Annotated in this window: 14 protein-coding genes; 8 read left to right on the top strand and 6 right to left on the bottom strand. The window is 53.2% G+C overall.

Translation table 11 applies throughout. The annotated features are described in order from the left end of the window. Positions 1-2 precede the first annotated feature (2 nt). The 3 genes from ACWKXX_RS17925 to ACWKXX_RS17915 all read right to left on the bottom strand — a co-directional run bounded on the left by ACWKXX_RS17925 (position 3) and on the right by ACWKXX_RS17915 (position 1,347). The gene (locus ACWKXX_RS17925) at positions 3-509 is read right to left on the bottom strand and encodes a ferritin-like domain-containing protein (protein WP_017382870.1); all 507 of its coding nucleotides are present in this window, start codon (positions 507-509) and stop codon (positions 3-5) included. A gap of 61 nt (positions 510-570) precedes the next feature. Continuing rightward, a complete protein-coding gene (locus tag ACWKXX_RS17920; RefSeq protein ID WP_003862851.1) occupies positions 571-1,068 on the bottom strand; it encodes a YciE/YciF ferroxidase family protein in 498 nt (165 codons plus the stop codon). A gap of 90 nt (positions 1,069-1,158) precedes the next feature. Then, complete coding sequence (locus ACWKXX_RS17915) at positions 1,159-1,347, bottom strand: con-10 family general stress protein (RefSeq protein ID WP_015571775.1); 189 nt, start codon at positions 1,345-1,347, stop codon at positions 1,159-1,161. Positions 1,348-1,800: 453 nt separating this feature from the next. Here ACWKXX_RS17915 and yjdI point away from each other — a divergent pair, with 453 nt between their 5' ends. Together yjdI and ACWKXX_RS17905 are read left to right on the top strand one after the other, a co-directional pair. Beyond that, positions 1,801-2,031 (top strand): 4Fe-4S mono-cluster protein YjdI, encoded by a 231-nt coding sequence (yjdI, locus tag ACWKXX_RS17910; RefSeq protein WP_015571774.1) that lies wholly within the window; start codon positions 1,801-1,803, stop codon positions 2,029-2,031. A 10-nt stretch (positions 2,032-2,041) separates the two neighbouring features. Then, positions 2,042-2,314 (top strand): GNAT family N-acetyltransferase, encoded by a 273-nt coding sequence (locus tag ACWKXX_RS17905; protein ID WP_032654874.1) that lies wholly within the window; start codon positions 2,042-2,044, stop codon positions 2,312-2,314. Between the two features lie 33 nt (positions 2,315-2,347). On the opposite strand, the gene ACWKXX_RS17900 is transcribed toward ACWKXX_RS17905, so the two are convergent. Together ACWKXX_RS17900 and ACWKXX_RS17895 are read right to left on the bottom strand one after the other, a co-directional pair. Beyond that, positions 2,348-3,577: an amino acid permease gene (locus ACWKXX_RS17900; RefSeq protein ID WP_126804753.1), complete on the bottom strand. Its 1,230-nt coding sequence runs from the start codon at positions 3,575-3,577 to the stop codon at positions 2,348-2,350. A 116-nt stretch (positions 3,578-3,693) separates the two neighbouring features. Further along, on the bottom strand, positions 3,694-4,158 hold the full coding sequence (locus ACWKXX_RS17895; protein WP_022651793.1) for a multidrug/biocide efflux PACE transporter: 465 nt from the start codon (positions 4,156-4,158) through the stop codon (positions 3,694-3,696). A gap of 101 nt (positions 4,159-4,259) precedes the next feature. Here ACWKXX_RS17895 and ACWKXX_RS17890 point away from each other — a divergent pair, with 101 nt between their 5' ends. The 3 genes from ACWKXX_RS17890 to ACWKXX_RS17880 all read left to right on the top strand — a co-directional run bounded on the left by ACWKXX_RS17890 (position 4,260) and on the right by ACWKXX_RS17880 (position 7,397). After that, positions 4,260-5,126 carry a LysR family transcriptional regulator gene (locus ACWKXX_RS17890; protein WP_015571771.1) on the top strand — a complete coding sequence of 289 codons (867 nt, stop codon included), beginning with the start codon at positions 4,260-4,262 and terminating at the stop codon, positions 5,124-5,126. A gap of 92 nt (positions 5,127-5,218) precedes the next feature. Next, positions 5,219-6,397, top strand: coding sequence for an acetyl-CoA C-acetyltransferase (locus tag ACWKXX_RS17885; protein WP_015571770.1), 1,179 nt, complete (start codon positions 5,219-5,221; stop codon positions 6,395-6,397). Between the two features lie 316 nt (positions 6,398-6,713). Further along, positions 6,714-7,397 (top strand): oligogalacturonate-specific porin KdgM family protein, encoded by a 684-nt coding sequence (locus ACWKXX_RS17880; protein ID WP_023304360.1) that lies wholly within the window; start codon positions 6,714-6,716, stop codon positions 7,395-7,397. Between the two features lie 186 nt (positions 7,398-7,583). Here ACWKXX_RS17880 and ACWKXX_RS17875 read toward each other — a convergent pair whose 3' ends face one another. Beyond that, on the bottom strand, positions 7,584-8,759 hold the full coding sequence (locus tag ACWKXX_RS17875) for an oligogalacturonate lyase family protein (protein WP_023304359.1): 1,176 nt from the start codon (positions 8,757-8,759) through the stop codon (positions 7,584-7,586). Positions 8,760-9,059: 300 nt separating this feature from the next. On the opposite strand from ACWKXX_RS17875, the gene kduI reads away from it, so the two are divergent. From kduI to araE, 3 genes are all read left to right on the top strand, one after another. Next, on the top strand, positions 9,060-9,896 hold the full coding sequence (gene kduI / locus ACWKXX_RS17870) for a 5-dehydro-4-deoxy-D-glucuronate isomerase (protein WP_023304358.1): 837 nt from the start codon (positions 9,060-9,062) through the stop codon (positions 9,894-9,896). A gap of 63 nt (positions 9,897-9,959) precedes the next feature. Then, positions 9,960-10,721 carry a 2-dehydro-3-deoxy-D-gluconate 5-dehydrogenase KduD gene (gene kduD, locus ACWKXX_RS17865; protein WP_003862835.1) on the top strand — a complete coding sequence of 254 codons (762 nt, stop codon included), beginning with the start codon at positions 9,960-9,962 and terminating at the stop codon, positions 10,719-10,721. Between the two features lie 312 nt (positions 10,722-11,033). Further along, positions 11,034-12,449 (top strand): arabinose-proton symporter AraE, encoded by a 1,416-nt coding sequence (gene araE / locus ACWKXX_RS17860; protein ID WP_023304357.1) that lies wholly within the window; start codon positions 11,034-11,036, stop codon positions 12,447-12,449. Positions 12,450-12,456 lie beyond the last annotated feature (7 nt).

The raw sequence follows: 12,456 nt of genomic DNA, 5'->3' as shown, positions 1-12,456 counted from the left end.
CGTTATTTTTTAGCTTCAACGCCGTCCGCGTCGGAGCGCAGCAGGAACTGTTCCGTCGTCTGTGGAATATGCTGGAGCAGCCAGTCTGCCATCTGGCGCTCTTCTTCCAGAATGGATTCAAGGGCTGGAATGGAGGCGGTATCGCCCGCTTGTTTGGCCGCAGCCAGCAGAGAGGTGTAGCAGGCAATTTCAAACTGCTCAAAAACGTAGCCGCTGATAGAGCCTTTAACAATTTCGTCGGAAGGGAACATGCCGCCAATGGACTGGCCGAGCGCCGCCATTTTACTCATGGAATCTTTTATGACCGAACGGGAAATATCATTGCGGTCGAGAATTTCTTCCAGCACGGTAATTTGGTGTTTAGTTTCATTAACATGTTGTTCAATTCGTGCACGTAAGTCGGGATAATTATCAATACGGCTGGCCATTGATTCCAGCATGGATTCGGCTTGCTTTTCCATCGCATGGGCATCGCGTAGCCAATCATGGTAGTGTTCTACATGATTCATAATTAACTCCTGTGATTTATTTTCTGGTTAATTTTTGGTGCTGATGCTCATCAGATATTAATTATCCTTTCTGGGCTTTTTGATTAATATTACCGACAGCCAGATCGGTTAATTTGAGATCGGTTTCTTTTTCTTCTTCCAGCGTTTCGGCAAGAAGTTTAACGGCTTTTTTATAGCCTAATTGTTCAGCCAGGGTGGCCAGGGTGCCATAGCTGGCAATTTCGTAATGTTCAACTTTCTGAGCTGCGGCAATTAATGCAGCGTCACGCACTTCATTTTTCTCAGTGCTCTCAATAACTTCGTTGGCTTCTTCAATTAAGCCTTCCATCGCAACGCATTTCATGCGCTTCAGTTTGAGACCGGATTCCTGCTCAATAATCTGATCGATACGTTCGATCTGTCCCTGCGTCTCTTCGAGGTGAGCCGTGAACGCGGCACTCAGCTTCTCGCTGGATGCGGCGCGAGCTAATTTGCTTAGCGCGCGGGTCAGCTGCTTCTCAGCGCTGTAGGTGTCGGATAACAGGTGAATAAATACATCTTCAACAGTTTTCATATTCATATTTTCGCTCCAGTGAAATAAAGGGAAGGTACTGCGAGCCGACGGGCCCGCAGCATGCTCTCGGTATATTTATAAGAGCTTTAAATAAGATCAGGAGTTATCAGATTTACGGCCTCCGCCGTGACTACTCTGTCCCCCTTTCTTACCCGCTTCAGATGCGCGTTGCGGATCGTTTTTGAAATTACCGCCGCTGTGCTGGCCGCCTTTACGTCCAGCTTCTGATGCCTTTTCACGGTCTTCAGCGAAATTACCGGAACCACCACGATGTTGCTCTGCCATATATCAACCCTCATGTTGCGTTTATGTCAGGAGATACGATAAGTAATTCGTATCAGTTGTCGTTCAGAAATTAACATTAGTCGTTATGTGAGAAGAGTCAAATTTCTTGTCTGGGTTGTTTTGCGGTAATTTTGCAGGGAGTGAAGAAATACCGCTTCGTTACGAGTTTTAAAAACGGATGGGAAATCCATCAGTTAGATGAAAATAAATCCGGAGGTTAAGATTGCGCTTAGCTAATAATCCTAATGTGAACGTGGCGTGAATTATTACAAGAATTGACACAGCGCAAAAATATATCTTCGCAACGGGTGTTCTTGTATTCGGAATAATCCTATGAACGTGAAGAAGTCATGCGCTGAAAAGAGTGTGGCTAAACCTCGTTTTTGACGTGGTCAGGCGGATCGGGTGAGGGTATGCTTCTTTTGTCACCACAATAATTACAGAGGCAATGTCATGGATCAGGAGCTACTGGATGCGGGGTACCGGGCCTATACCGGTGAGAAAATCGATGTCTACTTCAACACCGGGATCTGCAAACACTCGGGCAACTGCGTGCGCGGCAGCGCGAAGCTGTTCGATCTGAAGCGTAAACCATGGATCGCGCCGGATGAAGTAGATGCAGAAACGGTTATGCGCGTAATTGATACCTGCCCGAGCGGTGCGCTGAAGTACCGCCAAAAATAAGCGAGGAACCATGGAAATTCTTGAAGGCCATAACAAGTTTTACGTCAACAACGCCGAAGGCAATCAGGTAGCGGAGATCGTCTTTGTCCCGACCGGCGAGCATCTGAGCATCATTGAGCACACCGATGTGGATCCGAGCCTGAAAGGGCAGGGTGTGGGTAAACAGCTGGTGGCGAAGGTGGTAGAGAAGATGCGCGGTGAGAATCGTAAAATTATCCCGCTGTGTCCATTTGCGAAGCATGAGTTTGATAATACGCGGGAGTATGACGATATTCGGGCGTAAAACAGATGCCCGGCATTGCGCCGGGCAGCATACTCAACCCACAAACATCACCGACACACACAGCACACCCACAATCAGCGTCAGCAGGTTACCGAAGGAGCGGTACGGTTTTAATGACGGGATCAGGTACGTCGACAGCGTCGGCATGATGAACAGGATCATGGCGATAAGCGGACCGCTGATGGCATAAATCATTGAGATCGCATTCGGGTTGATGCAGCAGACCGCAAAGGTAATCAGCGACACGCCGAGAATCGAAATCGCGCGGTTAAAGGCGCGGCTTTTCTTCACACCCACCTGATTCAGCGACGATTTCACAATTTCCGTTGCCCCTTCAATCACGCCAAAATAGGTGCCGAGGAACGATTTCGACATCGCAATAATCGCCACGATAATGCCGGAAATGACCAGCCATGCCGGGGACGATGGCATCATCGAAAGAGCGGACAGGATCGTCACCCCTTCCTCTTTTGCCGCCACGATATACGACGGTGGAATCGAAAGCAGGCAGCTGAACACAAAGAACAGCACGCTGAGGCAGATGATCAGGTACGCCACTTTCATGATTTTTTTGCATTTACCCATCGCCTCTTCACCGTATTTCTCGCGACGGTCTACGGCGAAGGTCGAGATGATCGGAGTATGGCTAAAAGCGAAAACCATCACCGGGATCGAAATCCACACCTGGTGCAGCGTATGCTGGTCGAAGGCCATCTGGCTGGTCAGCAGCGACGGCTGCCAGCTGCCCGTCAGATACAGCGAGACAAACAGGAAATAGGCGATCAGCGGAAAGACAAGGAAACCCATCACCTTAATGGTGATGTGCCGCCCCATCAGGAAGATCAGATTCAAAATCAGCACTACGCCAAAGCTCACCAGCATCCGCATGCCGGTATCCACCGTCATCCGTTTCGCCAGCTGTTCAGTGAGTGAGTTGGTTATCGCCACCGCGTAAATCAGAACTACCACAAAGAAGGCCACAAAATAGAGTGTGGTGATCAGGTTGCCGATCTTTTTGCCGTAGTAATGCGAAACGGCACCGGTGATCCCTTCGTTGCCTTTCGTCTTCGACGACAGAATAAATTGCGCCAGCGCTTTATGCGGCCAGTAGGTTAAGGGATACGCCACAAGGGCGGTGATCAGCAGGACAATCGCGCCAGCAGAGCCGAGCTGAATGGGCAAGAACAGGGTTCCTGCGCCCACGGCAGTGCCGTAGAGGGCGAAACTCCAGAGAGTCTCTTCTTTTGACCAAATTTTCGACATTAGAGCAACGTATCAACTATAAAACGAACAAAAAGGAGTGCAATTTACCATAATTATGCGTTGAGGTCGCCGTTGCTTCGCAGGGGGTGGGCCGGAGCAGGTCTCCGGCCGGAAGGTTATTCGCTTGCCAGGGCGCGTCGTTGCTGGCGGCGCTTGATGATTTTCTCCCGCAGGGTGTCGTACGCCCAGTTGTAGAGCATGGTGTACGGCAGGAAGAACAGGAAGAAACCAATTTCCAGGGTAAAAGCCTGTAGCAGCGTCACGCCCAGCACGGCGGCAACGATGGTTACGCCAATCACAATAAAGCCGCATTCAAAACCCAGGGCATGCAGGGCGCGCACTTTCGCCGTGCGCTTCACCCGCTGGACGGGCCAGAAACGGTCGAAGCCAAAGTTATAGATAATGTTCCAGAGCATTGCCGTGGTCGCCAGAATAATGGTGAGACCCCCCATTTCTACCACCGAGCGCTGCATTAGCCACGCGGCCGTCGGGGCGAGGATCGCCGTAGCAATGCCTTCAAAACAGACGGCATGGAAGATCCGCTCCGGCAATTTACGTTGGAGTGCATCCTGATGTTGCATATTTACCTCATATTGACGCCAGTATGGGCGTTGATGCGGCCTATTCTTATCGTTTAAGGTGATATATAAAAGATGGTATCCATCGATAAAGTAGATACATCATGCGTTACTCTCCCGAAGCACTGACCGCGTTTGTTGAAACTGTCGCCGCAGGTTCGTTTTCTGCTGCGGCACGGCGGCTGCGTAAAAGCCAGTCCACCATCAGCACCTCCATCGCCAACCTTGAAGCTGACCTTGGCTTTGAGCTGTTCGATCGCTCGGCGCGTCACCCGGTATTAACCGCCCAGGGTGAACAGGTGCTGGGCTATGTCCAGTCGATACTCGCCGCCAGCGCGCGCCTGGATGAGCTGGCCGTATCGTTAACCGCGCAAACGGAGGCGCGTTTTACCTTTGTTCTCTCCGATACGCTTAACCCGGCCGTGCTGGAAGAGATGATGAGCCAGTTCGACCAGCGTTTTCCGCACACGGAATTTGAGTGCCTGATTGGAGAAGAGGAGGACGTGATCGATCTGCTGCAAAAGGAGCGGGCGCAAATTGGCCTGACGGAAGCGCGCGACAGCTACCCGACCGATATTGGCGCGACCCGTCTGCCTATGCAGACGCGGATGGCCATCTACGTTTCTGCCGGACATCCTCTGGCAGGGCAACATGAGACGCAGGCGGACGAGCTGCATGGCTGGCGCGAGCTGCGGTTGAGCACCTATCTTGAACGGGAAGCGCCCCTTTCGCGCGGGCCGGTCTGGTCTGCGCCGAATTATCTGTTACTGCTGAGCATGGCGGTACAGGGCTTTGGCTGGTGCGCGTTACCCTGCGCGCTGGTCGACGAATTTGCCGCGTCGAAATCGCTGGTTCAGCTGAACGTGCCGGGCTGGCCGAGGTCGATTGCCATCGATCTGGTATGGAACAAACGAACCCCGCCCGGCGTCGCCGGAAGCTGGCTGCGCCAGTACTTACAGGACGCACGATAATCCTGTGACTAAACTCACTATTTTTAAACATTTGGGTCAATTGTTGATAACAATCCTCTACTATCGTCATGTCATTTTGCACAGAGGTCGTGATGAAAGATGTCGTTATAGTGGGTGCGTTACGTACGGCTATCGGCTGTTTTCAGGGAGCGCTTGCGCGTCACTCTGCGGTTGATCTTGGCAGCGTGGTGGTAAGAGCGCTGGTGGAACGCAGCGGGATTGCCGCACATGAAATTGATGAGGTGATCCTGGGCCAGGTGCTGACCGCTGGCGCGGGACAAAACCCTGCGCGCCAGGCGGCGCTGAAGGGCGGCCTGCCTAATACCGTTTCGGCAATTACCATCAACGACGTCTGTGGTTCAGGTTTGAAAGCGCTCCATCTTGCGACGCAGGCCATCCAGTGCGGTGAAGCGGACGTGGTCATTGCTGGCGGGCAGGAGAATATGAGCCGCGCCCCGCATGTCCTGACCGACAGCCGGACCGGCGCGCAGCTCGGGAATAGTCAGCTGCTTGACAGCCTGGTTCACGACGGGCTGTGGGACGCCTTCAACGACTACCATATGGGCGTAACGGCGGAAAACCTGGCGCGGGAATACGGTATCAGCCGCGAGCTTCAGGATGCATATGCCCTCAGCTCACAGCAAAAAGCGCGTGCAGCGATCGACTCCGGGCGTTTTCGCGATGAAATTGTCCCGGTCAGTACCCAGCGCCAGAACGGTGAAGCGCTCATCGTCGATACCGACGAGCAGCCGCGCACCGATGCCAGCGCAGAAGGGCTGGCAAAACTCGATCCGGCCTTTGAAACGCTCGGTTCCGTAACGGCAGGCAACGCCTCATCCATTAACGACGGTGCGGCGGCGGTGATGATGATGAGTGAAAGCAAAGCCCAGGAGCTGGCGCTGCCGGTGCTGGCGCGGATCAAAGCGTTTGCCAGCGTGGGCGTTGATCCCGCGTTAATGGGGATCGCCCCGGTCTATGCCACGCGCCGCTGCCTGGAGCGGGCGGGCTGGGAGCTGAACGATGTGGATCTGATTGAGGTCAACGAAGCTTTTGCTGCACAGGCGATCTCGGTCGGGAAAATGCTGGAATGGGATCCGCTGCGGGTCAACGTCAACGGCGGAGCCATCGCGCTGGGCCATCCCATTGGCGCCTCCGGCTGCCGCATTCTGGTGTCGCTGGTCCACGAAATGAAAAAGCGTAACGCCCGAAAAGGGATCGCAACGCTATGTATTGGCGGGGGGCAGGGGGTGGCCCTGGCTATCGAACGGTAATTTCTCCCTCTGCGCACAGAAACCTCCCACGGGAGGTTTTTTTGTGTCCGCAGAATCCTTTTTTAACACTTATGCGTTCTTTCTGAAGCCCGCAATAATTATTGCGCGGTTAATTATTTGCTTTGTGAAGTGCTTAATGTGATCTCACGCCTGAAATTTACGGTTAATACCCTTTTTTTGTTGATGGGGTTCACGTCAATCTTTGCCAAAAAAAATGAAACAAATAATTTCGATCCTTGTCACTAAAATAACGGTGCATAAAAAATAAACTCAAGTTTCATAAAAACGAAACGTTATTTTAATTGAGGGTTTTTTCATGTTTAAGAAATCTCTGCTCCTTGCTTCCCTTATTAGTGCCTCTTTTGCGGCTAGCGCCGTTACCATCGATCTGCGTCACGAATATATTGACAGCGGCTCGAATGCCGACCGTGTTGCCGTCTCGCACCGCTTTGATAATGGCTTCGGTTTTTCAGTCGAGGCGAAGTGGAAATCAGGCGGGGACAAGGCAGATCAGCCATTCGCGGATGTAGTGGGGAACGGTCACGAAGATCAGATTAGCTGGCGCTGGAAAGCGACAGACAATATTGCCCTGACCCCTGCGTTTACGATTGAAAGCACAGACAGTCGCACCATTTATAAACCGAATCTGCATGTGCAATATAGCTTCGATAATGGCTTCTACGTGGCTGCGCGTTACCGTTACGAATATACCCGCTACCCGTCAAGCTCAAATAAGGACGATGATAAAGTTAACCGTGGCGATGCGTGGGTCGGTTGGGTATTAGGTGACTGGCGTACCGAGCTGAACTATGTTTACGCGAAAAGTTCTGAAGGCGTGGCCCGAAATAACAATAAAGATTATTCCAACGAATATAACGCCAAGCTGGCCTACAAATGGGATAAAAACTGGGCGCCGTATGTGGAGGTGGGCAACGTGGGGGTTAAAGACACGGACGAACGCCAGACCCGGTTCCGTTTAGGCGTGGCGTACTCCTTCTGATAATTTATCTTCTTCGCTAAAACCGCCGGGTGGCGCTTCGCTTACCCGGCCTACACCTTCCTTCCACTCCGTCGTTTCGTAGGCCGGGTAAGCGAAGCGCCACCCGGCAAAAAGCGCCGCGCAATCACCCAAAAAAAAGCCCTCCGAATCGGAGGGCAAGGCCAGTTACAGAAACACTAACTCAAATCAGACATGCAACATTTCAGGTTGCTCGGGGAGTTTCGCGATATAGAGGGCCGGTTTGCCGTCTTTATCGGAACTGTACAGCACCGCTTTTTCGTCCGGCGTGAAGGACGGATGCGGGTGGGTTACCTGGCGGCTGTTCGCCACCGTAGCCCATGAGGTGTCATGACGGGCGATGCGGTAACAGGCTTTCTTCGCCACGTCAAAGGCATACAGATAAGGATCGTTATCAATGGTGTAGCCGCCGGTGTCTTTCACATCGACAGGCGTACCGGAGCCGTCGCCAACCAGCAGGGTGCCGTCGACGTTGCTCATCAGGTGCGAACAGGCGGGCATATTCATTACCGCTTCATTCACGCCGGTGTCCGGGTTGAAGCGGGAGATTGTGCGCCCTTGCTGACCTTTCAGGTAAGAAACGTAGATCAGCGCGGACCCGTCCGGCACCCAAAATTCATGTGTACAGCTTTCACCTTCCGCGTGCGTTTTCACTTTCCGCACGTTGCTGCCATCTTCGTTGACCAGCCACATGCGGGCGTCGACCAGGTCGTGCGGCCCTTCATGACAGAAGGCCACGGTATTGTCATCGAACGGGCGATATATCGGATGTCCCAGCCAGATCTTCTCGTCATGAATGGTGGTGCTTTCACCCGTTTTCAGATCAACGCGCAGCAGGCGGCAGTGCGGCCCTTTGTGGAAGAAGTCGTGGAAAATTTTCCAGTCGTTGAGTGGCGTCCAGTCACGTCTGGCAATCTCAATACCCACCAGTTTGGTGCAGTCGCTGTTCGCGACCCAGGTGCCGTAGCCGACCCACTCTTCCGGGACGCGGTACACTTCGCGCTCTGCCAGCGTCTGTAAATTCACCTCCAGCAGGGTGCGATCGTTCTTCACATAGTAGAGGGATTTATCATCCGGAGAGAGGAAACCGCCAAAGGTGTTATCGCCCGCGCCTTCGGTCAACTGTACCGCTTCGGCTTTTTTCAGATCCAACAGGTAATAGTTCCAGTGACCGTCGAACTCCCCGGCGAACAGCAGGTGGCTGCCATCGTTAAAGAAGCACTTCTGGTAAAAGTAGTTGCGATGACAGGTTACTTCCGGTGGGGTCAGGCGGGTGACTTCCACGCCTGTATCCGGATCGCGGCTGACCTCATAGTTCAGCTTGACCCGCATACCTTTAGCCATAATGCACTCCTTTGAACGCGTAATGTAGGTTGAAAACTAGGTGATAAATTATCAAAACGTTGTTTCATTATGTGTGACTGACAGCGCACTTTCTCAGTTTCATTAACCAGATTGAGGGTCTTAAAGATTTATCGTGATCGAAACACCATTTCTGGCATAAACAAGCAGAAAAAATGAAACGTTGTTTTAAATGCAATTGAAAACCCCGTGATCAGGGGATAATATGTGTTCATCACGAAAACGGAACGTTGTTTCGTTAATTATCTTTGCCTTCGGGCACGATCAATTCTGGAGGTTTACGTGGACGTCAGACAAAGCATCCACAGTGCGCACGCTAAAACGCTGGATACTCAGGGGCTGCGCAGTGAGTTTTTAGTTGAGCAAGTGTTCGAAGCCGACAAGTACACCATGCTCTACAGCCATATTGACCGCATTATTGTGGGCGGGATTATGCCGGTGGCGAAAACCGTCTCCGTGGGCGGTGAAGTGGGCAAACAGCTGGGCGTGAGCTACTTCCTCGAACGCCGTGAACTGGGCGTGATTAACATCGGCGGGCCGGGCACCATTACCGTTGATGGCCAGTGCTACGAAATTGGTCACCGCGACGCGCTGTACGTCGGCAAAGGGGCGAAAGAAGTGGTGTTCGCCAGCATTGATGGCAGCAAACCGGCGAAGTTTTACTACAACTGCGCCCCGGCTCATACGACTTACCCTACCAAAAAAGTCACGCCAGCGGATGTTGCCCCGGTGACCCTTGGCGATAACCTCACCAGCAACCGTCGCACCATCAACAAATACTTTGTTCCGGATGTGCTGGAAACCTGTCAGCTCAGCATGGGGCTGACCGAACTTGCGCCGGGCAACCTGTGGAACACCATGCCGTGCCATACCCACGAGCGCCGCATGGAGGTCTACTTCTATTTCAACATGGATGAAGACGCCTGCGTGTTCCACATGATGGGACAGCCGCAGGAGACGCGCCATATCGTTATGCACAACGAGCAGGCGGTCATTTCGCCGAGCTGGTCCATCCACTCTGGCGTGGGAACGAAAGCCTATACCTTTATCTGGGGTATGGTCGGTGAAAACCAGGTCTTCGATGACATGGACCACGTCGCTGTTAAGGATCTACGCTAGTCGCAGGCAGTTAAGTATATATCTGCCTGTTGCTGACAGGCGCTGAACGATTAAGGAATAAACATGATTCTGGATGCATTTTCTCTGCAAGGTAAAGTGGCTGTGGTTTCCGGTTGTGACACCGGGCTGGGGCAGGGTATGGCGTTAGGTCTGGCTGAAGCGGGCTGCGATATCGTCGGGATTAACATCGTTGAGCCAACGGAAACCATCGAGCGCGTTACCGCACTGGGCCGCCGTTTCCTGAGCCTGACCGCGGACCTGCGCAAAATCGATGCGATCCCTGAGCTGCTGGATCGCGCGGTGGCGGAGTTTGGGCATATCGATATTCTGGTCAACAACGCCGGCCTGATCCGTCGTGAAGACGCGATTAACTTCAGCGAAACGGACTGGGACGACGTGATGAATCTGAACATCAAGAGCGTGTTCTTTATGTCCCAGGCGGCTGCGAAGCACTTCATCGCCCAGGGGAAAGGGGGCAAGATCATCAATATTGCCTCCATGCTCTCTTTCCAGGGCGGCATCCGCGTGCCGTCTTACACCGCATCGAAGAGTGCCGTGATGGGCGTGACCCGTCTGCTGGCGAACGAGTGGGCGCAGCACAACATCAACGTCAACGCGATTGCGCCGGGCTACATGGCCACCAACAATACCCAGCAGCTGCGTGCGGATGAAGAGCGCAGCGCGGCAATCCTGGAGCGTATTCCAGCGGGTCGCTGGGGTCTGCCGAGCGATCTGATGGGCCCGGTTGTGTTCCTGGCGTCCCCGGCTTCGGATTATATTAACGGCTACACCGTTGCCGTTGACGGCGGCTGGCTGGCACGATAATTCACCCCGAATAAAGAACCTCTGCCCTCGGGTGGAGGTTTTTTTTGCGCCAAAATTGGCTTTATCCATATCCTTAAAGATGAAAAATCCATACTGAAAAGGAATGAATGACGGGTGTCACACATTTATTGCTTAAATATTAACTAATTAATAAAAAATAAGGTTAAACCACCCTGATTTGAAATTGTAATGTCCATCACAGATCGGTATGTCGTAGCGAAATAATCCATATCTTCACCAGTTCCGGCCTGACACTTTCTTCCGGTATCTCGTAATTTCACTTAACGAATTTCGCTGTTGAGGCAGGAAACTATGACATCTGTAAATGACTCTACCCTTATGCCCGCTGCGCTGCGCGATACCCGACGCATGAACCAGTTTGTTTCTGTTGCGGCCGCCGTAGCCGGTTTACTGTTTGGTCTGGATATCGGCGTTATCGCTGGCGCACTGCCCTTTATTACCGACCACTTTACGTTAAGCAACCGCCTGCAAGAGTGGGTGGTGAGCAGCATGATGCTCGGCGCGGCCATCGGCGCGCTCTTTAACGGCTGGCTGTCGTTCCGTCTCGGGCGCAAATACAGCCTGATGGTCGGGGCGATCCTGTTTGTTGCCGGCTCTCTTGGTTCAGCGTTTGCAACCAACGTTGAAGTGCTGCTGCTCTCCCGCGTGCTGCTGGGCGTGGCGGTGGGTATCGCGTCCTACACCGCGCCGCTTTACCTCTCCGAAATGGCGAGTGAAAACGTGCGCGGGAAGATGATCAGCATGTACCAGCTGATGGTGACGCTCGGTATCGTGCTGGCGTTCCTGTCGGATACATACTTCAGCTACAGCGGCAACTGGCGGGCAATGCTTGGCGTGTTGGCGCTGCCTGCGGTGCTGCTGATTGTGTTAGTCATTTTCCTGCCGAACAGCCCGCGCTGGCTGGCGCAAAAAGGGCGTCACGTGGAGGCGGAAGAGGTGCTGCGCATGCTGCGCGACACGTCTGAAAAAGCGCGTGAAGAGCTGAACGAAATCCGCGAGAGCCTGAAGCTGAAGCAGGGCGGCTGGTCGCTGTTTAAGGCAAACCGCAACGTGCGCCGCGCGGTGTTCCTCGGCATGCTGTTACAGGCGATGCAGCAGTTCACGGGGATGAACATCATCATGTATTACGCCCCACGCATCTTTAAAATGGCCGGTTTTACCACCACCGAACAGCAGATGATCGCCACGCTGGTGGTAGGGCTGACCTTTATGTTCGCCACCTTTATCGCGGTGTTCACCGTTGATAAGGCCGGACGTAAACCCGCCCTGAAAATTGGCTTTAGCGTGATGGCGCTCGGCACCTTAATACTCGGCTACTGCCTGATGCAGTTCGATAACGGCACGGCGTCCAGCGGCCTCTCCTGGCTCTCCGTCGGCATGACCATGATGTGCATCGCCGGTTACGCGATGAGCGCCGCGCCGGTGGTGTGGATCCTGTGCTCTGAAATTCAGCCGCTGAAATGCCGTGACTTTGGTATCACCTGTTCCACCACCACCAACTGGGTGTCGAACATGATCATTGGCGCGACCTTCCTGACGCTGCTGGATGCGATTGGCGCGGCAGGCACCTTCTGGCTCTATACGGTGCTGAACGTGGCGTTTATCGGCGTGACCTTCTGGCTGATTCCGGAAACCAAAGGCGTGACCCTGGAGCATATTGAACGCAAGCTGATGAGAGGGGAGAAACTACGTAATATCGGCGTGTAATGTCATT

It is taken from the genome of Enterobacter sp. UPMP2061, assembly GCF_053709615.1.
This window is presented reverse-complemented; position numbering and strand designations above follow the sequence as displayed.